Source organism: Caulobacter sp. 05L422, assembly GCF_056397765.1.
In genome coordinates, this window is the sequence record NZ_JBFTOB010000017.1 from 1 (window position 1) to 22,833 (window position 22,833).

A 22,833-nucleotide genomic window follows, 5' to 3' on the forward strand; every position below is an offset into this window, starting at 1 on the left:
TGCGGCGGCGGGGGGCGATCGAGCGGGACTGGGCTGGAGGGGGTTACTTCAGCGTGTCCGGGGAGCCTGGCGTTGCAGGCCCCGCCCGCCGTCGGCGTCGAACGGGGACAAAGCGCGTGTATTGCCCATTGGCCCGCGCCCYCGGCGGCCGGTTTCTCCCGAAAGGGATCGAGACCGGGTCCGGCTAAGCCTCAACAGGGCTGCCCACCGGATGCTGGCGGATAACGATGGCGCGGAGCGACTGGCTTCGTCGAAACGGTAACAACACAAAGAACTCCGGACGTCGTCCGGCGCTCCGCGACCCTTTCCATTCCCTCTCACAGCCGAAGGCGTGAGCTTGCAGCGCCGTGCCCGCGAAACACTTGCCCCCACCTGGCGGCTTCGCCGCCTGTCCGCCCCCACAGGGGGCGGAGGACGCGCCTCTTCCCCCTTTGGGGGAAGACGACCGCGAAGCGGTCCGTAGGGGGCAAGTGGTCGCCGCGCCAAGCCCTCCGCATTTGACTTCCGTAGCGAAAGAAGACGAACCTTCGCATACGAAACAACCGAAAGCCGCCGCGTGACCTCCTACACCGATCTGCTCGCCGCCATGACCGCCACCGACACCGGCTTCACCGCCCAGGTCACCGACGACTGGCGCCAGGGCCGCACCACCTATGGCGGGCTCAGCGCGGCGCTGTGCGTCGAGGCCGCCCAGCGGACCTTTCCCGCAGCCCCGCCCCTGCGCTCGGCCCAGTTCGCCTTCGTGGGTCCGGCGGCGGGCGAACTGTCGATCCAGGTCACGCCGCTGCGCCAGGGCAAGTCGACCCTGTTCGTCGCCGTCGATCTGCTGGGCGAGCAAGGCGTGGCCACCCACGGCGTGCTGACCTTCGGCGCGGCGCGGACGTCGGTGGTGGCCTATGGCGAGATCCCCTGCCCTACCGTCGCCCCGCCCGAGGCGTGCGAACCCTTCTTCCCGGGCGAGCGCGGCGGCCCCAACTTCACGGGCCAGTTCGAGGTGCGGATGGCCGGCGGCGCACGGCCGCTGTCGGGCGGGGCCCCGGAATATCTGCTGTGGATCCGCCACCGCGATCCGGCCGCCCGCTCGCTGTCGGCCCTGGTCGCCCTGGCCGACACCCCGCCGCCGCCCGCCATGACCCTGTTCCCGACCTTCGGCCCGATCTCGACCATGACCTGGGCCCTCGACATCGTCGGCTTGCCCGCTCCGCACGACGACGGCTGGCGCCTGCTGCGCAGTCGGGCGGAAACCATCGGCGAAGGCTATTCGACCCAGGGCATGACGCTCTGGGACGGGGCCGGAACGCCGTTGATCGTTGCGCGCCAGAACGTCGCGGTGTTCATCTGAGGGCTGGCCAAGTTGGGGGAAGACGCGTGACTCGGAAGACCTTGCTGATCGGCGGCGCGTTAGCCGCGCTCTTGGCCTGCGCGACGCCTTCACTGGCGGCCCCAGACCCCGCCAACTCGATCGCCATGGACGCCAAGACGCCGGACGAGTTCCTCAAGTCACTGACGGCGCCGGGCGCCTCCGGCATGATCATGCCGCGTGGCGGTTCGATCACCGAGACTCAGGCTCTGCTGAGCCGCGGCAAGTCCACCGCGAAGGACCAGACCCTGTTCCTGCTCTGGGCCTATCACATCCACAACCCCAAGCTCCATGCCATCATCGCCCTGAACCCGCACGCCCTGGCCGACGCCCGGGCGCTGGACGCCGAGCGCGAGGCGGGCAAGGTCCGGGGGCCGCTGCACGGCGTCTCGATCCTGCTGAAGGACAATATCGAGAGCGCCGACGACACGGCCACCACCGCCGGCTCCCTGGCGCTGAAGGACAACGTCACGGGTCGCGACGCCCCGCTGGTCAAGCGGCTGACCGACGCCGGCATGGTGATCCTGGGCAAGACCAACCTGTCGGAATGGGCCAACATCCGCTCCAACCACTCGATCAGCGGCTGGAGCGCCGTGGGCGGCACGGTGCGCAACCCCTATGTGCTGGACCGCAGCGCCTGCGGTTCGTCCAGCGGCTCGGGGGCGGCGGTGGCGGCGTACCTGGCCCCGGCGGCGATCGGCACCGAGACCGACGGCTCGATCACCTGCCCCGCCGCGATCAACGGCCTGGTCGGCCTCAAGCCCACGGTCGGCCTGGTGTCGCGCACCCACATCGTGCCGATCAGCCACAGCCAGGACACCGCCGGCCCGATGACCCGCACGGTCACCGACGCGGCCCTGGTCCTGACCGCCATCGCCGGTTCCGATCCCGCTGACCCGGCGACCAAGGAGGCCGACGCCCGCAAGACCGACTACGCCAAGGGCCTGTCGAAGGACGCGCTGAAGGGCGTGACCCTGGCCGTCGCCCGCTTCTACACCGGCTATTCCCCGGGCACGGACGCGGTGTTCGAGCAGGCGCTGAAGGACCTGAAGGCCCAGGGCGCGACCTTGGTGGACGTGAAGACCTTCGACGAAGGCCCGATCGGCAAGGCCGAGGGCGTGGTGCTCTACACCGAGCTGAAGGTCGACCTGAACGCCTACCTGGCCTCGACCGACCCGGCCAAGGTCAAGACCCGCACGCTGGAAGGCCTGATCGCCTTCAACGAGGCGACCCCGAAGGAGCTGGAATGGTTCGGCCAGGAGAGCTTCGAGAAGGCCCAGGCCACCAAGGGCTATGACGATCCGGAGTACATCAAGGCCGTCGCCGACGGAAAGCGCCTGGCCGGGCCCGAGGGCATCGACAAGATCCTGAAGGACACCGGCGCGATCGCCATCGTCGCCCCGACCACCGGCCCGGCCTGGACCATCGATCCGCTGAACGGCGACCACTACGGCGGCTCGTCCACGACCCTGCCCGCCGTGGCCGGCTATCCGCACCTGACCGTGCCGATGGGCGACGTCGGCGGCCTGCCGGTGGGCCTCAGCTTCATCGGCCCGGCCTGGAGCGAGGCGCGGCTGCTGAACTTGGGCTACGCCTACGAACAGGCGACGATGAAGCGCAAGGATCCGAAGTTCCTGAAGACGGTGGCGCCGGAGAAGTAGGTCCTCCCCTCAGGGAGAGGTGTCGGCGAAGCCGGCGGAGGGGGACCTCAGACCTTCGGTCGGATCACGTCGACAGGCGGCGGCGGCGGGGTCACCCGCGAGGGATCCACCGGAACCGGCGGCGGGCCTCCGTTCGGCGGATAGTAGGGATAGCGCGGCCCGCAGGCGCCCAGCGCCAGCAGCAGTCCGCCCAGCAGCAGGGCCGTCCTCAGCATCCCGAACGTCCGTCGGGGCGCGGGCCCGGCGGCAGGCTGCCGTTCGGCCCCAGGCCGAGGCCGTCGCGGAAGCAGCGGTTGTCGGCGCGCGGGTCCCAGTACTGGGTCGAGCCGTCCGGCGCGCGGAAGGCCCAGCGCTCGCCGGTCTGGCCCGTGCGGCCGCTGACCGCCATGTCGCCAGGACCGTCGGAATTGACGCGGTAGGCGTCTCCCGACAGCTTGTCGACGGCGCAGGACTCGGTGACGCCGGGCCGGCTGAGATCGCCGCGCAGCGCGGCCGACGAACCGGTCTCGCGGTTGAAGGCGCTGACCTCGGTCTGGCCTTTTCCGCCGACGAACACCTGGGTGCCGGTGGCGCGGTCATAGGTCATGACATCGGGCGCCTCGCCGGTCAGGGGCGCGCCGCAGGGCATGGGGCGCCTGGAGGGACCGGGTCCGCCGGGGCCGCGATCCTGGGCCGAGGCGAAGCCGACCAGGCTGGTCGAGGCGATCAAGGCGGCCATCAGGCCGACAGCGAGCTTGCTCATCGCGAGGTTCCCCCTTGCGGAACATAGGGTTGCGGCGAACCGGGGCCGATCGGCCCGCCGGCGGCGGCCGAGGCGTCCAGGGAATCGACGGGACCGCCGGCCAGGGCGGGCGCCGCGACGCCGGCGGTGACGATCGGCGCGGGCCAATAGCCGTCGAAGTCCTGCCGCGCCCGGTCGCGGGGCGTGCGGAACAGCTCCGGTCCCTCGAACCAAGGCTGGCAGGTCAGCTTGCCGTCGAAATAGCCGGTGATCAGCGCCTCGCAGCCGCCGGGCTTGGCGTAGACGCGGTTGTCGCGGGCCCGCACCTGGGCGCCGTTGTCGGCGAACAGGCCGGCGCGCATCACCCCGGCGATGGCGTTGTCCGAGGCGTAGACTGTGCCCGAACCGGCATAGATGCCGACGTCGGTGGCTTCCAGCTTGCCTTCCAGCACCCGCAGGTCGGCGTTCTCCAGCACCACGGCCCAGTCGCTGTCTCGGACCACCGGGCGCAGCAGCGTGGTCTCGTCGCCGCCGCCCACATAGATGCCGCGCGAGAAGCCGTCGACATAGAGGCCCTCGATCTGCACCAGCTGCGAGCGGTTCATACCGGCCAGCACGAAGCCGGCCGAGTTGCGGCTGCGGCTGGAGCCGGTCCAGTCGCCCAGGCGGATGACCCGCATGTCGCGGATGCGGCTGTCGTCGCCGGCCTCGAACGCCGCGCCGATGGCGGTGGCGGCGACCTCCACATTGTCGACCATGACCGTGCCGGTCGCCTTGACCACCGCCTGGCGCGTGCGGCCGATGAAGGTGGTGTTGGCGACCTCGAGGCGGCTGTCGGTGAGGTCCAGCGCCGACCCTTCGCCGTCGTAGCGGATGACCACGTCCTTCAGCGCCAGCTCGGTGGCGCGGCCGGTGATGCACGAGGCGGACCCCGCCCGCATCGCGTCGATGCCCACGCCCTCGATCACCACATAGGCCACCCCCGGGGCGATGCGGATGCAGGGCTGATCGATCGGCGCGACCAGGATCGGCCGGCCGCGCGACGGGACATAGCCCTCCACAACGATGTTGACCGAGCGGGTGATGTTCAGCGAGTCGACGCAGGCCCCGCCGCCGCGCGAACGCAGGGTCAGGGTGTCGCCGTCATAGAGCCGCTCCAGCACCTCGCTGACCTCGCCCGGATAGGCCCGGTCGCAGTCCACCCAGGTGCGATAGCGCCCGGCCCGGCCGTAGCCGTAGCCCGTGCCGTAGCGCGGCTTGTGCTTGCGATAGTGCTTGGTCCGGCAGCCGGACGACAGGTTCGGATCCAGCAGCAGGCCGAAGCACGGGCGGATCTGCTGGTCGATCTTGGCGTCGGGCGATCCCGCGACGGCGACCTGCGGCGCGACGCCGAGCGCCAGGCCGCCGACCACCATGATCCCGGCCGCCAAGGCCGCGATGAGCGTGCGGAGGCGGATCATCGATAGTCCCTTTCGGCATAGGGCTGGGGCCGAGGCTCGCTGGCGGCGCGCGGCGGCCGCGAGACCTGCGACAGCAGCTGCTGCAGCCGCCAGACCGACGGCTTGAAGCCGGCCAGGGCCCCGTCCAGCTGATAGACCACGGCCTTGGCCCGGTCCTGGTCGGCCACGCCCTGCAGGCCTAGCGAGAAGAAGGTCGACATGGCGTACTTGGCCTCGGCCGACCCCTGGCGCTCGGCCTCCTCGTACCAGTGATAGGCCCGGGCGTAGTCGCGCGGCACGCCCACGCCCTCGGAATACATGACGGCCAGCACCAGCTGGGCCTTGGACGAGCCGTTGACCGCCGCGTACTGGACGGCCCGCACCTTCTCGATGTTCGTCAGGCGCCCGGAGATCGGCCGGCCGATCATGGCCTGGAAGGTCTGGGCGTCGTTGGTGCTCAGCATCCGCTCGTCGAGCACGGGCGACGGGATCACCCGCAGATAGGCCAGGGCCTCGCCGATGTGCACGAACGGCAGTTCGTTCAGCCGCGCCAGGGCCGCCTCCTTGGCGTCGCCCGACGGATCGCTCTCGTCGGAATGCGGCACGCCGCTGTCGGGCGATTCCGGCGGGTAGAACTCGTACGGCGGAATCCAGCGCTTGGCCTTGGTCTCGACGAAGCCGCCGTACGACGCGCGCTGCGGCGACGATCGCTCGAAGTCCTTGAGCATCACATAAGCCGACACGTCGCCGGTCTGCACCGCCAGGTAATTGTAGAGATAGGCGTCGACGTCGTTGCGGCGGAACAGGTCCAGCGCGGCCGGGGCGCCGGTGCGCTTGGCCGACCCGTAGGCCTCGATGGCCTGCAGGTTGTCGGACGGCTCGCCGAACGGGCCGAAGAAGCCGTCGTGCATTCGCGCCAGCACCCGGTAGCCGTCGGCCCCCTGGGTGGAAAGCACGTAGATCACGCGGTTGCGGACCTTCTCGCGTTCCTCGGTCGACATCCGCGACAGCAGGCGGTCCAGCGCCCCATAGGCGGCATGCCGTTCGAAGGCGCGGCAGTCGTCGAATCGCGACAGCGGACCCTTGTCCTTGCCGTTGCGGCGCTCATAGGCGGCGATCGGCGAATAGCCGCCGGAATTGGCCAGGGCCATGGCGTACCAGACCGCCGCCTCGACCGGGTCTTCGAGATTCTTGTCGACCGCGCGCTGGCCCTCGTAGCGACGGGCCAGCTCCAGCTGGGCGAAGAAGTCGCCGCGGAAGCCGCCCTGGCGAAGGGCGCGGATTTCCTGCTGCTGCTGATTGAACTGGCCCGAAACGCCCTGCGCGGCCTGGGGCCGAGGGCAGGCGCTGGCGCGCTTGTGGAACAGGAAGTTGGGTCCGGTGTCGCAGCCGACCAGCGGAATCACCACCGCCGCGACGACGGCGCCGACCGGCACGCGGCGGATCAGCGTCGCACGATGTTCGACCAGATAGGCCAGCCCACGCTTGAGGGCGGCGAGATGAGAAACAGCATTGCTGGTCTCGTGCATCGCTCCCCCTCAGCACGCCGTTAACCATGATTTCCAAATCACTCATGTGCTTGGCCGTAGTGACTGTCAAGCTCAGGGAACGCTGTTCGCAAGACGGTCATGAAGATGCCCACAGAAGGATTCTCGTCTCAGGAGAATCCCTGGGTTTTCAGTCATGGCCCAGCTTTCGCCACACGGCGCGCGCCAGCATGATGCGCAACCTTGAGAGGATTTCAGATCATGGCGTCAGGTCTCGTTCGCGTCCTCGGCTCCACCGCTCTTTCGCTCTTGATCGCCAGTTCCACGAGCGCCCCGAGCCTTGCCTCACCGTCGCCCGGCGATGGGGCTGCGACGCCGGAGGCCTGCGCGGCGCTCGGCTATGCGTCGCGCGATGACGGTGGCTATATGGCGCAGGCTCGAAAGCGAGCGACCCTGACGCAGACCGCCCCGACCGGCGTCGCGCCGCCTCCCCTGCCGATCCCGCCGGTCCAGGAACGATTCGCGGGTCCGCCGCCTCCTCCGCCCCCGCCGCCTCCCCCGCCGCCGGCTCCGATGTCCTACAGCGGCTTGGCGGCGGATATCGGCGCCTTCCCGCCTGGTCGCCCCGGATTCCAACCGCCCGTCCGCGACACCGAGAAGTACCCCGGCGCGGCCGCCAATCCGGTCAAGCGCGTGGCCGAGGAGCCGGTGTCGACCTTCTCGATCGACGTCGACACCGCCGCCTACGCCAATGTCCGCCGGTTCCTGAACGAGGGCGCCGCCCCGCCGCGCGACGCGGTCCGGGTCGAGGAGCTGGTCAACTATTTCGACTACGGCTACGCCCGCCCTACCGCCAAGGAGCCGCCGTTCAAGCCGACCGTGGCCGTCGTGCCCTCCCCCTGGTCCAAGGACCGGCAGCTGCTGCACATCGGCGTGCAGGGCTACGCCACGCCCAAGGCCGGCCAGCCGCCGCTGAACCTGGTGTTCCTGATCGACACCTCGGGCTCGATGTCCGGACCCGACCGCCTGCCGCTGGCCCAGAAGGCGCTGAACGTGCTGATCGATCAGCTGCGACCGCAGGATCGCGTGGCGATGGTGGCCTATGCCGGCTCGGCCGGAGCGGTGCTGTCGCCTACCGACGGACGTTCGAAGCTGAAGATGCGCTGCGCCCTGACCGCGTTGCACTCGGGCGGCTCGACCGCCGGCGGCCGAGGCCTGGAGCTGGCCTACGCCCTGGCCAAGCAGAACTTCGACCCCAAGGCCGTCAACCGGGTGATCCTGGTGACCGACGGCGACTTCAATGTCGGGATCGCCGAACCGGCGCGCCTGAAGGACTTCGTGGCCGACCAGCGCAAGAGCGGCGTCTACTTGTCGGTCTACGGTTTCGGTCGCGGCAACTACAACGACACGATGATGCAGGCCCTGGCCCAGAACGGCAACGGGACGGCGGCCTATGTCGACAGCCTGCAGGAGGCCCGCAAGCTGCTGCGCGACGACTTCGACAGCGCCCTCTTTCCTATCGCCGACGACGTGAAGATCCAGGTCGAGTTCAATCCGGCCAAGGTCAGCGAATACCGGCTGATCGGCTACGAGACCCGGCTGCTCAATCGCGAGGACTTCAACAACGATCAGGTCGACGCCGGTGAGGTCGGTTCGGGCGCGTCGGTGACGGCGATCTACGAGATCACCCCCGTGGGGGCGACGCCTTCGTCCGATCCGTTGCGCTACGGCGGCAAGCCGGCGGCGGCGGCGGCGGGCGGGAGCGAGCTGGCCTTCCTGAAGATCCGCTACAAGCCGCCGGGCGGCTCGACGTCCAGGCTGATCGAGCGACCGATCGGCGCCGCCGACGTGCGTCCGAGCCTGGCCGCCGCCCCGGAGTCGACCCGCTTCGCCGTGGCCGTGGCCGCCTACGGCCAGAAGCTGCGCGGCGATCCGTGGGTCGACACCGGTTTCGACTGGGACGCCGTCACCGGCCTGGCCCAGGGAGCACGGGGCGAGGACCCCTACGGCCTGCGCGCCGAGTTCGTGCAGTTGGCCCGGGCGGCCAAGGACGTGAAAGGGAGCTAGGTGATCAGCCCCAGGAACGCCAGGCGGTCACGCTGCTCGCGCGTTCCAGGGGTGAAGTACTTTTCGGACCAGGCGTCGGTGTCCTTGAGGGCGAAGACCTGGTTGGCCTCCAGCTTCTGGTCCTTGCGCGACCGGAACCAGTAGTGCTCGAACATCCGCATGAAGTCGGCGACGTAGACGTCGGCCACCGCCGTGTCGCCGCGGAAGACCAGCACGTTGGAGTCGTTGTTCACGGTCGAGTTGGTCGAGAAGTTGGCCGAGCCGGTGATCAGGATGGGGTCGGGCCCGAACGGGTCGGCCAGGATGATCTTGGAGTGGATGTGGATGCCGGCGTGGTGGAAGCCCTCGTCCATCATCAGCCGGTCGCGATCCAGCTTTCGCTTCTGGAAGTCGGCCAGCTTGATGCCCTCGAACGGCTTGGCCACGGCGGCCATGTTGCCCGGGTCGGTGTTGAGCGCGTCGATATTGCCCTTCGCGCCGTATGACCCTTCCTTATCGGCCAGCATGAACCGCATCGCCCCGTCGGTCGGAGATCCCAGCACGTTGCGGATCTTCTCGTGCAGGGCGAAGGGCGCGCTGACCATCAGCACCTTGGCCGTCTTGCAGACGTCGGCGTAGAGATCCAGCATCGCCAGCCCGTTCTGCGGCGAGAACAGCGGCGTCGCGCCGTGCTGCAGCGCCGCCCGGCTCAGCGGCGTGGGCGTGATCACGTCGTTCCTGGCCTGGGTGTCGTTGATGCTCAGGTCCTGGGCCAACACCTGGAAGCCGGCCTCGTAGGTCGCCGCGACACCGGCGTCGTAGACCGCGTGGCCGACGTTCAACTGACCGTAGATGCCGCCCTCGGTCCAGTTGGTGCCCCCGGTCCACACCGCGATCGGCTTCAGCGACCCGGCCGCGTCCTTGCGCAGCAGCACCAGGTACTTGTTGTGCATGATCGCCGAGCCCTGGGTGCGGGGCGTCGTCGGGAAGGTGACGTTCAGGCTCTCGATCGCGTGCCTGTTCTCGTCGGCCGTGTTGCCCCCTTTTCGGGCGTGATAGACGATGTGCACGTCGGCGCCGCGTTTCTGGGCCTGGATCAGCGCCCGGATCGGCGTCGGCTTCTCGAACTCGTAGACGCAGCCGTGCAGGGCGAAGTCCGGCCCGTCTGCCTTGGCGATGAACGCCACCAGCCCCTCTTCCAGGCCGCGCGACAGCCAGGTCAGGGCCTCGGGGATATCGTCAGGGTCGTTGTCGCCGAACTTGTTGACGTAGGCCTGGCTGGCCGCGGCCCCGCGGTTGAAGAAGATCGAGGTGGCCTCGTTGCGGCAGTCCTCGGTGCGAAGTTCCAGAGCGACGCCGCCCGGGATGGCGTCGAAGCCGCCGGGGCGCTCGGCGTCAATGCCCTGGGCCAGGATCTCGGCCGGCGTTCCGTAGCGGGCGACCACCCGGTAGCGATAGAGCCGCCCGGGCTCGGTGGTGTAGTCGCCCCAGCGGAACTTCTGCAGCGGCGCCCGGGCGGTCGTCACCCATTCCGGGTTCGGATCGCTCATGAAGCGCAGCGAGTTTGGCAGCCAGCGGCGGTCGCCGGTGCCGACGTCGGTGCGCTCGATCGAAAAGCCCAGGCATCCGGCGCGGCGCTCGTCGGCCACGTCGAACGCCAGCAAGGCCGCGTGCGTCCCCGCGATGACCCTGACCGTCAGGCCGTCCTTCGAAGCTCTAGCGCGCATCCGCCCGCCTCCACGCCCATTTGAACGGGAGCATGGACGAGACGCACCTTAAAGGCGAGTCTCGTTGAGCGGGCCGCGACTAGCGTCCGGTAGGCATGTCCTTGAACGCCACGTCCTTGTCGACCCGCACGTCGCCGGGCAGGCCCAGGACCCGTTCGGCGATGATGTTCTTGAGGATCTCGTCGGTGCCGCCGGCGATCCGCAGGCCCGGGGCCCACATCAGGCTCTGCTGGAACGCCGCCTCCATGGGCGACAAGGTCGGATCGGTCAGGATGCCGTATTCGCCCTGGGCCTCGACGGCGGTGTTGGCCAGGTCCTGCAGCTGGTTGGCCGAGATGATCTTGCCGATCGAACTCTCCGGTCCCGGCGTCTGGCCGCGCGACAGGGCGGTCATGGTCCGGAAACGGGTATATTTCAGACCCTGGGAATTGACGTACCAGTCGGCCAGCTTCTCGCGGAAGGCCGTGTCCTTCAGGGCCGGACCGTTGGCGCCCGACAGACCGCGCGCCAACTCCATCACCTGGCGATAGTCCGGACCGGCCGAACCGCCGACCGCCAGCCGCTCGTTCATCAGGGTGACCAGGGCCACCTTCCAGCCGTCGCCGACCGCGCCCAGCCGCTGGCTGTCCTTGACGCGCAGGTCGGTGAAATAGACCTCGTTGAACTCGCGCCCGCCCGACATCTGGTGGATCGGCCGGCACTCGACCGCCGGATCGCGCATGTCGATCCAGAACATCGTCAGGCCCTTGTGCTTGGGCACGTCGGGATCGGTGCGGACCAGCAGGATGCCGTAGTCGCAATAGTGGGCGCCGGTGGTCCAGACCTTCTGGCCGTTGATCACCCAGTCATCGCCGTCCTTGACCGCTCGGGTGCGCAGGGCCGCCACGTCCGATCCGCCGGCCGGTTCGGAGAACAGCTGGCACCAGATCTCCTCGCCCTTCACAGCGGGCGAGACGAAGCGCTGCTTGGTCTCATCATTGGCGAAGGCCATGACGGTGGGCACGCACATGCCCAGGCCGATGGTGAAATAGCCGTAGCCGACACCGGCCTTGGCCTCTTCCTGGCCGAAGATCACCGACTGGATCGGCGTGCCCCCGCCCCCACCCACGCCAGCGGGCCAGGTGATGCAGGCGTAGCCGGCGGCGGCCTTGCGGGCCTGCCAGGCCTTGCCCGCCGCCATGTGCTCGGGCGTGGTCGGCTTGGGCTCGCCATGCTCGGCGCGGTGCGCGGCGGCGGCCTCGACCAGCCAGGCGCGGGCCTTCTCGCGATAGGCGGCTTCTTCGGGGGAGTCGTTGAAATCCATGATCTTTGTCCCTAAGCCGCGTTCTTCTTCTCGAGCTCGCTCACCAGCCGCTCTTTCCAGAGCTTGGGCGAACCGGCCACCAGGCTCAGCTGTCGCGAGCGGCGGTAGTAGAGGTGGCAGTCGACGTCCCAGGTGAAACCCATGCCGCCGTGCACCTGGACGCTTTCCTTGCTGGCGAACCAGAAGGCGTCCGAGGCGGCGATGCGGGCGGCGGCGGCGGCGGTCGGCAGCTCCGGCGCGTCGACGTTCAGGGCCCAGGCGCCGTAATAGGCGTTGGAGCGGGCCACCTCGTTCTTGACGTACATGTCGGCCATCTTGTGCTTCATCGCCTGGTAGCCGGCGATCACGCGGCCGAAGGCGTAGCGGCCCAGGGCGTATTCGCGGGCCATCTCCAGGCAGCGATCGGCCCCGCCAAGCTGTTCGAAGGCCAGCAGGACGGCGGCGCGGTCGAGGATCGCCTGCACCAGCTCAAACCCCTGCCCCGCCTCGCCCAGCCGGTCGGCGACCGCGCCGTCGAAGGTCAGTCGGGCCACGCCGCGCGTCGGGTCCAGGCTGTCCAGGGTCTCGGCCCTCACGCCGCTGGCCTTCAGGTCGACCAGGAACAGGCCGGGACGGCCGCCCTCGTTGGCCAGGACCAGGGCCATGCCGGCCGCGTCGCCGTCGGTGACCGGGATCTTGACGCCGCTGAGCTTGCCGCCCTCGACCTTGGCCTGCAGGGCCGAGGGGGTGATCACGCCGGGGCCTTCCGAGGTCGCCAGGCAGCCGATCAGCTCGCCGGCGGCGATGCGCGGCAGGACGGCCGCCTTCTGGGGGTCGCTGCCATGGGCCATCACGGCCTCGGCCAGGACGTAGACCGTCGAGGCGAAGGGGATCGGCGCCACGGCCCGGCCCAGCTCCTCGGCGATGGCGCACAGCTCCACACGCCCCAGGCCCAGGCCGTTGTATTCCTCGGGAATGGCCGCCCCCAGCCAGCCCTGTTCAGCCACCGCGCTCCACAGTCCGGCGTCGTAGCTCTTGGCCGGATTGTCGAGGACGCCGCGCACCACCGAGGAGGGACAACGGGCGGCGAGGAACTTGCGCGCCTCGTCCTTCAGAAACTTCTGGTCGTCGGAATAGTCGAAATCCACCTGGATTCCCTCCCTTGGCGCCCGCTCTTGTGGGTGGCGGCGCGTCTTGAGGGCACGATGAACGATCGTTCGCCCGAGGGAAAGATTGACCTCGCGTCAAGGATTTCAGGTTCTTATGGCGGTCCCGAACTCAGCGAGAACGCGTGCGTGGCAAAGACCGTCTTTCAGCGGAACCAGAAGGTGTGGGTCGAGAGCGTCGGCGCCTGGGCCACGATCGAGAAGATCGTGCCGGTCTGGGCCAAGGGCTTCGACGAACCCGTGCGCGTCACCTACGACGTGGGCCTGGGTCGCGAGTTCCAGGCCGGCGAGCTGAAGGCGGAAGACCGCATCGACGAATCCGGCGGCGCCGCGGTGGCCAACTGGCGCATCCTGCGGGCCCGCAACAAGTGGCAGCAGGAAAGCGACTGCCTGCACCACCCCTATCCCGGCACCTATCCGGTGGTGGTCACCGATCCCAACGACTGGGGCGGCTGGCGCACGCCCGGCGCGGAATACGATCGCGATCCGCGCAAGATCGAGTTCCAGGCCCGGCTGATCGCCGCCGCGCCGCAGCTTCACGCCCTGACCCGCCAACTGATCGAGCTGGCCGCCGACAATCCCGAGGACGCGCCGCCGGCCCTGGTGGCCCTGGCCCAGCGCGCCTCGGCCATCGAACGCGGCCTCTACGAGGTGCCGGCCGCCGCCGAGGCCGCGCCGGGCGTCGTCGAGGCGGGCTAAGCTTCCGAGCGCGGCTTGAAATTCCCGCGCTTCCAGGCCCAGTACAGCACCACCATCGCTACGCCGGTGCCGATCACCATGGCCGGGACCGAGGCCTCCGGACCGAAGGCGCCGCCGCTCAGCCAGTCGGGCGCGCCGGCCTTGGGCGCGCTCAGGTAGAGGCTCTCCTTGACCTCGATGCCCGAGACCCGCGCGCCCCAGATCCAGCCCTGGGAGAAGTTCCAGGCCGCGTGCACGCCGATCGACACCCACAGGCGGCCGGTCAGCAGGTAGAACGAGGCCAGCATCAGGCCGGCTTCCACCGCGATGGCGATCGCGGCCACAGGCGTGGCGTTGGGATTGGCCAGGTGCAACGCACCGAATAACGCCGCCGACAGGCCCAACGCCGGCCAGATCCCGAAGGCCCGCATCAGCAGTCGCAGCACGATCGCCCGGAAGATCAGCTCCTCGAAGAATCCCGAGGCGATACCGACATTGACCATGGCCCACGGCGAAGACGCCCGCGGTCCCGAAATGTCGTAGAGGCCGAACATCAGCAGGGCCGCGACCACGGCGCTGAGCATCGCGGCTCCCACCACCAGTCCGGTCAACAGTTCCGGCGCGGCCTGCTCGAGGCCCAGTTCGCTTGGCCAGCGGCCTTCGGCCAGGCGCACGAAGCCGGCATAGAGCGCCAGCCCCAAGGCGCTGAGCGCGGCGACCAGGACGACGCTGAGCGGCGTGCCGCTGGCGCCCTCGGCGGGCTCGCCCACCTTGCTGGCCAGCGCGTAGGCGAAGATGAAGGCCACGAACAGCAGCGCCCCCCAGCCCAGCGACCTCAGCCAGCGCAGGGGTCCGGGATGCAGGAAGCGCTCCGCCCCGATATCGAGACCAGCGGGTGGTGAAACGTCCGTAAGCGACATGAAGCACAATCCCGGAAAACTGAGCCCAGCTTTGGCGGGATGGCGGTCGGGTTCAAGTGAAGAACAGTTCAGGTTGGCGGCCAGTCGCGCCCGGAGCCCGGACGGCGCAGGCGGCTGTGCGCGGCGAACTCCACCGCCGGCCGCACGACGCCCAGGTCGATCTCGCCGCCCGTCGGGGTCAGCCGCCAGCAGCGCCGCCCGACCCAGATCAGCACCTCCAGCCCATCGGCCGCGCCGGCGCTGGCCCAGCCGCGCAGGGTCGCCTCGAACGGCGCGCGCCTCCACGCGGTCGGCTGGGTCGGATCGAGCTCGACATTGATGACCCGTCCGCCCTGCCCCGCATGCAGCACGAAGCCGCTGCGATCAGGCCGCCAGTCGTCGTTCAGCCGTTCGTCCAGCAGCCAGTCGCAGGCGAAGTCGGCGCATCCCGAGGGCCGGACCTCGTAGATACCGCAGCCCTTGTCGCGCTTGTAGTAGCGGCACCAGACGTGCGGCGCCTTTTCCAGCTCGCGCACGCCGATCAGCTTGCAGCACTGACCGCACGCGCCGCATTCCCGCACGCTCATGAACCATCCCCGGATCGACCATCCCAGATCGACGGCGCGCACTCGCGGACAAATCGACGATCGGGTCAAGTGCGCCCTCGCCCCGCCACACGTCCTTGCATACATTGCCGTCATGCGCACAGACACGCCCCAGCCCGTCCGGCTCTCGGACTATCGCCCGTTCCCGTTCCTGATCGAGACCACCGGCCTGGAGTTCCAGCTGGAACCCGCCGCCACGCGGGTCAGGGCGACGCTGGCGATCAAACGAACCGGCGCGCCCGGCGAGCCGCTGTTCCTGAACGGCGAGCGGCTGAAGCTGATCTCGGCGGCCATCGACGGCCAGGCGCTCAGCGCCAACGAGTACAGCCTCGACGGCGAAGGCCTGACGATCCACACGGTTCCGGACAGCTTCGTGCTGACCACCGAGGTCGAGATCGATCCGTCGGCCAACAAGGCGCTGATGGGCCTCTACATGTCCGGCGGCCGCTTCTGCACCCAGTGCGAGGCCGAGGGCTTCCGGACCATCACTTTCTTCCCCGACCGTCCCGACGTTCTGAGCCGTTTCACGGCGCGGATCGAGGCCGACAAGGCCTTCGCCCACCTGCTGAGCAACGGCAACCTGCTGCAGTCCGGCGAACTGGAGGGCGGTCGTCACTTCGCCGTCTGGAACGACCCCTTCCCCAAGCCCGCCTACCTGTTCGCCCTGGTGGCCGGCGAGCTGGACGTGCTGGAGGACAGCTTCGTCACCATGAGCGGCCGCACCGTGGCGCTGAAGGTGTTCGTCGACCCCGGCCAGGCCCCGCGCGCCGCTTACGCCCTCGACGCCCTCAAGCGCTCGATGAAGTGGGATGAGGAGGCGTTCGGCCGCGAGTACGACTTGGACCTGTTCATGATCGTCGCCGTGCGCGACTTCAACTTCGGGGCCATGGAGAACAAGGGGCTGAACATCTTCAACAGCTCCCTGCTGCTGGCGGCGCCCGAGACCGCCACCGACATGGACTACGAGCGCATCGAAAGCGTCGTGGCCCATGAGTACTTCCACAACTGGACCGGCAACCGCATCACCTGCCGCGACTGGTTCCAGCTGTGCCTGAAGGAAGGCCTGACCGTCTTCCGCGACCAGAGCTTCAGCGCCGACATGCGCGGCGAGGCCGTGCAGCGGATCAAGGACGTGAAAGCCTTGCGCGCCCGCCAGTTCGCCGAGGACGCCGGTCCCCTGGCCCACCCGGTGCGACCGTCGAGCTACATGAAGATCGACAACTTCTACACCGCCACGATCTACGAGAAGAGCTCCGAACTGATCCGGATGCTCAAGACGATCCTGGGCGCCGAGACCTTCCGCAAGAGCCTGGACCTCTACTTCGAGCGCCACGACGGCGAGGCGACCACGGTCGAGGCCTTCATCGCCTGTTTCGCCGATGCCTCTGGCCGCGACATGGGCGACTTCTTCGCCTGGTACGAACAGGCCGGAACCCCGGCGGTGTCGCTGACCCACGCCTATGACGAGGCGGCCAAGGCGCTGGAGATCACGCTGGCCCAGTCCACGGCGCCGACCAACGGCCAGCCGACCAAGCGCCCCCTGCCCGTGCCGGTGACCATCGGCCTGCTGGACGGCGACGGCGAGGTGCTGCGCGACAGTGAGGTCGTGATGCTCGACTCGGCCGCCACGACCGTGCGCTGGGAAGGCGTGGAGAGCATCCCGGTGATCTCGGCCTTGCGCGGCTTCTCGGCCCCGGTGAACCTGACCACCGACACCCGCGCCGTCGACCGCTATGTGCAGTTCGCCGCCGATCCGGACCTGTTCAACCGCTGGGAAGCCGGCCAGACCCTGGCCCGCGAGCTGATCCTGGGCCGGGCCGCCGATGCGCCCGACGAGGTCGGCGAGGAGCGCTACGCCGACGCCCTGGGCAAGGCCCTGGTCGACGAGGTCTCGGACCCGGCCTTCAAGGCGCTGTTGCTGGCCCTGCCCACCGAGGGCGACCTCAGCCTGGCCGTCGATCCCGTCGATCCGGCGGCGATCCACGCCGCGCGCGGCCACCTCAAGACCGTCATCGCCGTCCACCTGGGCGACCTGCTGCGGCGGCTGCACGGCGACCTGCAGAGCGGCGGCGAGTTCTCCGCCGACGCCCGGGCGGCCGGCAAGCGCGCCCTGCGCAACGCCTGCTGCGACCTGCTGGCGGCCGATCCGCACGCGGTCAATGTCGAACGCGTCGTCGGCCACTTCGAAAGCGCCGCCAACATGACCGACGCCATGGGCGGCCTGTCGGCCCTGGTGACGATCGGCGGCGAGCCGGCCGAAAAGGCCCTGGCGGCCTTCCACGCCAAGTGGCGCGAGGAACCGCTGGTGCTGGACAAGTGGTTCGCCGCCCAGGCCCGCGACCCGGGCGAAGGCGCGATCGGCCGGATCCTGGCCCTGACCGCCCATCCCGACTTCGACGCCGGCAATCCTAACCGCCTTCGGGCCCTGGTCCAGGGCTTCTCCAGCGGCAATCCTGCCCGTTTCCACGACGAGAGCGGCGACGGCTATCGCTTCCTGGCCGACCAGATCCTGGCCGTGGACGGCTTCAACCCGATGACGGCGGCCCGGCTGGTCGAGCCCTTGGGGGCCTGGCGGCGCTATATCCCCGAGCTCGGCGCCCTGATGCGTGAGCAACTGGAGCGCATTCGAGGCCATGTCGGCCTGTCGAAAAACGTGCTGGAGCTGGTCTCGCGGGCCCTGGACTGACGCTCCGGCTCCCGCTGGCGCCGAGCTTGAGACGATTCTTCGGCGCGCCAGTTGCGACTAAAGGGCTCATGCCCGGTCAAAACCACGGTTCGTCGGTGACGCACCCCTTACGCCTGCGGTAGATTCACCATGTCGGCGAAGTGACTCGCCGAGGGCTTTCGGGAGCATTGGGCGTTGGAGCGTGGCGGGGCGAGAACCGGGAGGCTGGCTGGGGCCGGTCTTTCGGCGGCGGGCGCGGCCCGCTCGCGCGCCGCGCGGTCGCCGTCCCAGGCCTATGTGCGCCTGGCGATTCTGGCCGCTCTGCTGCTGCTGTCGATCTACACGGCCTTCGGCGTCAACCGCCTGAAGGACGAGGCCAACGCCCCGCCCGGCGGCGCGAACCTGGCCGCCCAGGCCAAGCTGGTCGCCGCCGCCGCCGAGACCAATCTGGCCGCTCAGCGCGCCGGCCTCTCGGCCGCCGCCGACCTGCTGCAACGTGATCCGAACACCCCGATCGACGCGGCCGAGACCGCCCTGCGCGCGGCTGGAGGCGAAGCCATGGCCGTGGCCGTGGTCGGTCCGTCCGACGTGCTGGCCGTCGCCGGTCGCGACGCCTCGGCCGACTGGAAGGCCGCCGCCCGCGCGGCCGGCGCCTCGGGCCGCAGCCTGTGGATCGGCGGCGGGACGACCGGCCGGCTCTATGTCGCCATCGCCGCTCCGGTCGGCGGCGGGCGCGGCTTCGTCATCGCCTCCAGCGATCCGGCGCGGCTGATCTCCGAACCCGTCAAGGGCGCGGCCAGCGCCCTGATGCTGTCCGACGGCAGGATCCTGGCCGCCGGCGGCCGCCCGATCCAGGGCGCGACCAACCTGCGCGAAGCCTTCTCGCTGGCGCTGGACGATATCGGCGACGGCGCGGCGGCCCTGCGCGGCCAGTCGGTCGACGGCCAGGCCCTCGACGTCGCGATCCAGCCCCTGGCCCAGGGCGACCTGCTGGCCGCCGCCGCGGCCAAGCCAAGGACGGTCGCCAACATCGATCGCCAGGTCATGGAAGGCGCCTTCTCGCTGCTGGCTCCGCTGGCCGTCGGCATCGCCCTGGCCCTGATGCTGATGCTGCAGAGCCGCCGGGTCGAGACCGCCCAAAAGGAATTCGTCGACAGCGAGCAGCGCTTCCGCCTCGCCGTCGAAGCCGCCCGCTGCGGCATCTGGGAATGGGAGCTGAGCGCCGACCAGGTGTTCATGTCCGACGTCACCGGCGCGATGTTCGGCTGGGGCGGCGGCGGCGTGGTGCCGGGTCAGGAATTGCTGGACCGCGTCTCGGTCGACCATCGCGACAAGGTCCGCCAGGCCCTGGCCAACGCCGCGACCTACGGAGCCTTCGACGTGTCGTTCCGCGTGCCGTCGCGCGACGGCGGCCGGGCCATCTGGATCGACGCCCGCGGCCAGGGCTTCGGCAAGCCCGGCGAGGACGGCTATTCGCGGATCATCGGCGTGGCGCTGGACGTCACCGAGGAGCGCCTGGCCCAGGCCCGCGCCCAGGCCGCCGAGAACCGCCTGCGCGACGCCATCGAAAGCGTGTCCGAGGCTTTCGTGCTCTGGGACCGCCAGGGCCGGCTGCTGATGTGCAACCGCAACTACCGCAACGTCTTCAATCTCGAGCCCAAGCTGCTCAAGCCCGGCGCGCCGCGCAACGAGGTCAACCGCTTCGCCGCCCTGGCCATCAAGCACGACCAGCCCGCCCCTGACGGCGCCAAGGGCGTGCGCGAGGCCGAGCTGAACGATGGCCGCTGGATCCAGATCAGCGAGCGCCGCACGGCCGAAGGCGGCCTGGTGATGACCGCCGCCGACATCACGGCCATCAAGAACCAGGAAGAAGCCCGCCGCCTCAACGAGGAGCAGCTGCAGTACGCCGTCACCGGCCTGGAGCGGTCGCAAGAGCAACTGGCCGAGTTGGCGCGCAAGTACGAGATGGAGAAGGTCAAGGCCGAGGGCGCCAACAAGGCCAAGAGCGAATTCCTGGCCAACATGTCCCACGAGCTGCGCACGCCGCTGAACGCCATCAACGGCTTCTCCGAGATCATGATGAACGAGATGTTCGGCCCGCTCGGCGACCAGCGCTACAAGGGCTACAGCCTCGACATCCACAATTCCGGCCAGCACCTGCTGGCCCTGATCAACGACATCCTCGACATGTCCAAGATCGAGGCCGGCAAGATGAACCTGAAGTTCGAGCCGCTCAACCTGGAAGACGTCACCGAGGACGCCGTGCGCCTGGTGCGCAACCGCGCCGAGGCCGCCGGGCTGAAGCTGGAAGTCGACTTCCCCGCCCTGCCCGAGGTCGAGGCCGACTACCGCGCGGTCAAGCAGGTGCTGCTGAACCTGCTGTCCAACGCCATCAAGTTCACCCCGCGCGCCGGTCGCGTCACGGTGCGGGCCGAGGTGCGCCGCGATCCGCTGGGCGAGCGCGTGCGGGTCTCGGTCACCGACACCGGCATCGGCATCGCCCCGGAAGACCTGGCCCGCCTGGCCAAGCCCTTCGAGCAGGTCGAGAGCCAGCACGCCAAGACCACCCAGGGCACCGGCCTGGGCCTGGCCCTGACCAAGTCGCTGGTCGAGATGCACGACGGCGCGCTGGAGATGACCTCCACCCCGGGCGAAGGCACCACGGTCAGCTTCATCCTGCCGATCAACCAGGGCGGCCTGCTGCTCCACCGCGACTTCGCGGCAGCTTGATCGCTCGGTGAAGCCAGATCCTCCCCTGAAGAAGGTCCTGTTCGTCTGCAGCCAGAACAAGCTGCGCAGCCCCACCGCCGAGCAGGTGTTCTCGACCTGGCCTGGCGTCGAAGCCAGCTCGGCCGGAACCAATCATGACGCGGAAGAGCCCCTGACCGGCGAGCTCGTCGAGTGGGCCGACATCATCTTCGTGATGGAGCGGGCCCACCGGAACAAGCTGTCCAAGCGCTTCAAGCGGCACATCAAGGGCCGCGTGATCTGCCTGAACATCCCCGACGACTACGCCTTCATGGATCCGACCCTGATCACCCTGCTCAAGGCCAGGGTCGGGCCGCACCTGCCCTAGGTCCGCCGCCAGGCCAGCATGTGCGGATACCCCGGGACGCCGGCCGCCTTGGCGCGGTGAGGTTCGCGGGTCAGGCCCCACATGGCCAGCATGGGCACGCCGACATAGCCGCCTCCGCTGAAGGTCTCGGCCAGCGACGCGCCATCGCCGCGATAGCCGCCCTCATGGAACGGCACCGACGGATCCAGGCCCAGATGGATGGCGGCCGCGAACGACCAGGCCAGGGCCGCCATCTCCTCGCCGGGGTCGTCGGAGACGCCGTCGTCCCGCCGCGCGGGATCGCCGACGGCGACGTGGCCGGCCTCGTGCAGCAGGTCGCCGGGCCAGGCCAGGCGTGACGGATCCACCCGCAAGCCGCCGTCGACCACCACCACGCCGGGCAGGAAGGTCCCGTCCTCCAGCGTCGCGGCCTCGACCGGGATCCCGATCCGGCGCAGGAACGCGACGATCCGACCGACCAGCGGATCGGCGAAATCGTCGGCCAAGACCTCCGCCGCGCCTGGCGTCGCCATTGCATCCCTCCCGTGCTGCCCGGATGAAAGCCGCCCCTTGGCCGCGCGTAAACCCGGCCCGTCGCCGGGCCGAAAAATGGGGTGCGTTCCGACGGCTTTGGGCGGACGTTTCGCGGACGGTCGAGCTCGGCCGGATGTCGGATGCCGCGCATGATCTTCCGCCCCTTCCCCGCCGTCCTGGCCCTGAGCGCCGTCCTGCTGTGCGGCGTCGCTCAAGCCGCCGTGATCGGGACCAACACCCCGGCACAGGCGATCAGCGCGGCGCGCATCGACGCCTTGCCGGCCAAGGATCGCGACGCCTGGAAGGCCTATCTGGCGCGCTCCGAAAAACAGAACCTCGCTGACCGGGCCGCCCTGGCCGCCGAGCTGAAGCCCGGCCAGCCGGCCCCGCCGCCGCCCGCGGAAGGCGCCGGCGGCGCCAGAGCCATGCCGCTGGACCGCAACGCGGCCTGGTACGCGACGCCCGAGGCCCGCCACGTGGCCGACGTGATCGTCAGCTTCCAGACCCCGGCCGGCGGCTGGAGCAAGAACCAGCCGCGCAACGCCGTACGCCAGCCCGGCCAGCCCTACGCGTCCAACAACGTCTCCAAGTACCTGGCCGCCGACGACTTCGACACGCCGCACGATCCCAGCTGGAACTATGTCGGCACGCTGGACAACGACGCGACCATCACCGAGCTGCGGTTCCTGGCCCGGGTCGCCGGCCAGGCGCCGGGCACGGAGGGCCAGGCCTGGCGGGACAGCTTCCTCCGCGGCGTGCGCTATCTGCTGGCCGCCCAGTTCCCGAACGGCGGCTGGCCGCAGGTCTGGCCGCTGGAGGGCGGCTATCACGACGCCATCACCTACAACGACAACGCCGTCACCGAGGCCGCCTCCCTGCTGACCGACGTCGCCAACGGCCAGGGCGACTACGCCTTCGCCCCCGCCGATCTGCGCAGGCAGGCCGGCGGGGCCGCCGATCGCGCGCTGGCCTGCGTCCTGGCCACCCAGGTGGTCGTCAACGGCAAGCGCACCATCTGGGCCCAGCAGCACGACGCCCTGACCCTCAAACCGGTCGCCGGCCGCAACTTCGAGCCGGCCGAGCTGTCGACCGAGGAAAGCGCCGACCTGCTGGTCTATCTGATGAGCCTGCCCAACCCGTCGCCGACCCTGGTGGCGGCGGTGCACGCCGGCGCCGGCTACCTGGCCGCCAACGCCATCCACGACCAGGCCTGGACCGGCGGGAAGGACACCGAAGGCGGCCGCCGCCTGACGCCCAAGCCCGGCGCCGGTCCGCTGTGGGCTCGTTACTACGCAGCGGCCACCAACACCCCGGTGTTCGGCGATCGCGACAAGACCATCCATGACGACGTCAACGAGCTGACCCTAGAGCGGCGCAATGGCTACGCATGGTTCAACACCAGCCCAAAAAAGGCGCTGGACCGTTACACCGCCTGGAAAAAGGCCCATCCAGCGGCCGATTGAGGGCGCGTCACAAAGCCTTCGCTCAACGCTCGCGGAAGCGTCGCA

Annotated in this window: 18 protein-coding genes; 8 read left to right on the plus strand and 10 right to left on the minus strand. The window is 69.6% G+C overall.

Translation table 11 applies throughout. The features are described 5' to 3' along the window. Positions 1-556 precede the first annotated feature (556 nt). Positions 557-1,342, plus strand: coding sequence for a thioesterase family protein (locus tag AC1DMQ_RS16540; protein WP_477034647.1), 786 nt, complete (start codon positions 557-559; stop codon positions 1,340-1,342). A 26-nt stretch (positions 1,343-1,368) separates the two neighbouring features. After that, on the plus strand, positions 1,369-3,021 hold the full coding sequence (locus tag AC1DMQ_RS16545; protein WP_477034648.1) for an amidase: 1,653 nt from the start codon (positions 1,369-1,371) through the stop codon (positions 3,019-3,021). A gap of 47 nt (positions 3,022-3,068) precedes the next feature. On the opposite strand, the gene AC1DMQ_RS16550 is transcribed toward AC1DMQ_RS16545, so the two are convergent. The 4 genes from AC1DMQ_RS16550 to AC1DMQ_RS16565 are packed head-to-tail and all read right to left on the minus strand — an operon-like array spanning position 3,069 to position 6,710. Beyond that, positions 3,069-3,236: a hypothetical protein gene (locus AC1DMQ_RS16550; protein ID WP_477034649.1), complete on the minus strand. Its 168-nt coding sequence runs from the start codon at positions 3,234-3,236 to the stop codon at positions 3,069-3,071. Next, positions 3,230-3,763, minus strand: a complete 534-nt coding sequence (locus tag AC1DMQ_RS16555) for a hypothetical protein (protein ID WP_477034650.1) — start codon at positions 3,761-3,763, stop codon at positions 3,230-3,232. The genes AC1DMQ_RS16550 and AC1DMQ_RS16555 overlap by 7 nt, the downstream gene beginning before the upstream one ends. After that, positions 3,760-5,202: a right-handed parallel beta-helix repeat-containing protein gene (locus tag AC1DMQ_RS16560; RefSeq protein ID WP_477034651.1), complete on the minus strand. Its 1,443-nt coding sequence runs from the start codon at positions 5,200-5,202 to the stop codon at positions 3,760-3,762. The genes AC1DMQ_RS16555 and AC1DMQ_RS16560 overlap by 4 nt, the downstream gene beginning before the upstream one ends. Further along, the gene (locus tag AC1DMQ_RS16565) at positions 5,199-6,710 is read right to left on the minus strand and encodes a tetratricopeptide repeat protein (protein WP_477034652.1); all 1,512 of its coding nucleotides are present in this window, start codon (positions 6,708-6,710) and stop codon (positions 5,199-5,201) included. Before AC1DMQ_RS16565 ends, AC1DMQ_RS16560 begins: the two co-directional genes overlap by 4 nt. Positions 6,711-6,929: 219 nt before the next feature. Here AC1DMQ_RS16565 and AC1DMQ_RS16570 point away from each other — a divergent pair, with 219 nt between their 5' ends. Further along, complete coding sequence (locus tag AC1DMQ_RS16570) at positions 6,930-8,735, plus strand: vWA domain-containing protein (protein WP_477034653.1); 1,806 nt, start codon at positions 6,930-6,932, stop codon at positions 8,733-8,735. Here the strand turns inward: AC1DMQ_RS16570 and AC1DMQ_RS16575 are convergent. The 3 genes from AC1DMQ_RS16575 to AC1DMQ_RS16585 form a co-directional block, all read right to left on the minus strand. Continuing rightward, positions 8,732-10,441, minus strand: coding sequence for a phospholipase D-like domain-containing protein (locus AC1DMQ_RS16575; protein ID WP_477034654.1), 1,710 nt, complete (start codon positions 10,439-10,441; stop codon positions 8,732-8,734). The two genes, AC1DMQ_RS16570 and AC1DMQ_RS16575, sit on opposite strands and share 4 nt — an antisense overlap. Before the next feature lie 79 nt (positions 10,442-10,520). Next, entirely contained in the window at positions 10,521-11,744 is a 1,224-nt protein-coding gene (locus AC1DMQ_RS16580; RefSeq protein WP_477034655.1) for an acyl-CoA dehydrogenase family protein, read from the minus strand. Positions 11,745-11,755: 11 nt separating this feature from the next. Next, positions 11,756-12,871, minus strand: coding sequence for an acyl-CoA dehydrogenase family protein (locus tag AC1DMQ_RS16585; RefSeq protein WP_477034656.1), 1,116 nt, complete (start codon positions 12,869-12,871; stop codon positions 11,756-11,758). A 147-nt stretch (positions 12,872-13,018) separates the two neighbouring features. Here AC1DMQ_RS16585 and AC1DMQ_RS16590 point away from each other — a divergent pair, with 147 nt between their 5' ends. Continuing rightward, positions 13,019-13,588: a hypothetical protein gene (locus tag AC1DMQ_RS16590; protein ID WP_477034657.1), complete on the plus strand. Its 570-nt coding sequence runs from the start codon at positions 13,019-13,021 to the stop codon at positions 13,586-13,588. Here AC1DMQ_RS16590 and AC1DMQ_RS16595 read toward each other — a convergent pair. Together AC1DMQ_RS16595 and AC1DMQ_RS16600 are read right to left on the minus strand one after the other, a co-directional pair. Continuing rightward, complete coding sequence (locus AC1DMQ_RS16595) at positions 13,585-14,487, minus strand: lysostaphin resistance A-like protein (RefSeq protein ID WP_477034658.1); 903 nt, start codon at positions 14,485-14,487, stop codon at positions 13,585-13,587. The two genes, AC1DMQ_RS16590 and AC1DMQ_RS16595, sit on opposite strands and share 4 nt — an antisense overlap. Positions 14,488-14,555: 68 nt before the next feature. Next, complete coding sequence (locus AC1DMQ_RS16600; RefSeq protein WP_477034659.1) at positions 14,556-15,053, minus strand: YkgJ family cysteine cluster protein; 498 nt, start codon at positions 15,051-15,053, stop codon at positions 14,556-14,558. Between the two features lie 112 nt (positions 15,054-15,165). Between AC1DMQ_RS16600 and pepN the strand changes: the two genes are divergently transcribed. The 3 genes from pepN to AC1DMQ_RS16615 all read left to right on the plus strand — a co-directional run bounded on the left by pepN (position 15,166) and on the right by AC1DMQ_RS16615 (position 20,812). Then, the gene (gene pepN, locus AC1DMQ_RS16605; protein WP_477034660.1) at positions 15,166-17,757 is read left to right on the plus strand and encodes an aminopeptidase N; all 2,592 of its coding nucleotides are present in this window, start codon (positions 15,166-15,168) and stop codon (positions 17,755-17,757) included. A gap of 174 nt (positions 17,758-17,931) precedes the next feature. Next, positions 17,932-20,466, plus strand: a complete 2,535-nt coding sequence (gene pleC, locus AC1DMQ_RS16610) for a cell cycle histidine kinase PleC (RefSeq protein ID WP_477034661.1) — start codon at positions 17,932-17,934, stop codon at positions 20,464-20,466. Between the two features lie 7 nt (positions 20,467-20,473). Next, positions 20,474-20,812, plus strand: a complete 339-nt coding sequence (locus AC1DMQ_RS16615; protein WP_477034662.1) for a low molecular weight protein tyrosine phosphatase family protein — start codon at positions 20,474-20,476, stop codon at positions 20,810-20,812. Here AC1DMQ_RS16615 and AC1DMQ_RS16620 read toward each other — a convergent pair. Beyond that, positions 20,809-21,324 carry a hypothetical protein gene (locus tag AC1DMQ_RS16620; protein ID WP_477034663.1) on the minus strand — a complete coding sequence of 172 codons (516 nt, stop codon included), beginning with the start codon at positions 21,322-21,324 and terminating at the stop codon, positions 20,809-20,811. The two genes, AC1DMQ_RS16615 and AC1DMQ_RS16620, sit on opposite strands and share 4 nt — an antisense overlap. A 150-nt stretch (positions 21,325-21,474) precedes the next feature. Between AC1DMQ_RS16620 and pelA the strand changes: the two genes are divergently transcribed. Beyond that, positions 21,475-22,788 carry a pectate lyase gene (gene pelA, locus AC1DMQ_RS16625; RefSeq protein WP_477034664.1) on the plus strand — a complete coding sequence of 438 codons (1,314 nt, stop codon included), beginning with the start codon at positions 21,475-21,477 and terminating at the stop codon, positions 22,786-22,788. Positions 22,789-22,833 lie beyond the last annotated feature (45 nt).

Coding starts and splice junctions, on each gene's coding strand:
- AC1DMQ_RS16550 (WP_477034649.1), bottom strand. CDS start 3,236: ATGCTGAGGACGGCCCTGCTGCTGGGCGGACTGCTGCTGGCGCTGGGC.
- AC1DMQ_RS16555 (WP_477034650.1), bottom strand. CDS start 3,763: ATGAGCAAGCTCGCTGTCGGCCTGATGGCCGCCTTGATCGCCTCGACC.
- AC1DMQ_RS16560 (WP_477034651.1), bottom strand. CDS start 5,202: ATGATCCGCCTCCGCACGCTCATCGCGGCCTTGGCGGCCGGGATCATG.
- AC1DMQ_RS16565 (WP_477034652.1), bottom strand. CDS start 6,710: ATGCACGAGACCAGCAATGCTGTTTCTCATCTCGCCGCCCTCAAGCGT.
- AC1DMQ_RS16570 (WP_477034653.1), top strand. CDS start 6,930: ATGGCGTCAGGTCTCGTTCGCGTCCTCGGCTCCACCGCTCTTTCGCTC.
- AC1DMQ_RS16575 (WP_477034654.1), bottom strand. CDS start 10,441: ATGCGCGCTAGAGCTTCGAAGGACGGCCTGACGGTCAGGGTCATCGCG.
- AC1DMQ_RS16580 (WP_477034655.1), bottom strand. CDS start 11,744: ATGGATTTCAACGACTCCCCCGAAGAAGCCGCCTATCGCGAGAAGGCC.
- AC1DMQ_RS16595 (WP_477034658.1), bottom strand. CDS start 14,487: ATGTCGCTTACGGACGTTTCACCACCCGCTGGTCTCGATATCGGGGCG.
- AC1DMQ_RS16600 (WP_477034659.1), bottom strand. CDS start 15,053: ATGAGCGTGCGGGAATGCGGCGCGTGCGGTCAGTGCTGCAAGCTGATC.
- pepN (WP_477034660.1), top strand. CDS start 15,166: ATGCGCACAGACACGCCCCAGCCCGTCCGGCTCTCGGACTATCGCCCG.
- AC1DMQ_RS16620 (WP_477034663.1), bottom strand. CDS start 21,324: ATGGCGACGCCAGGCGCGGCGGAGGTCTTGGCCGACGATTTCGCCGAT.
- pelA (WP_477034664.1), top strand. CDS start 21,475: ATGATCTTCCGCCCCTTCCCCGCCGTCCTGGCCCTGAGCGCCGTCCTG.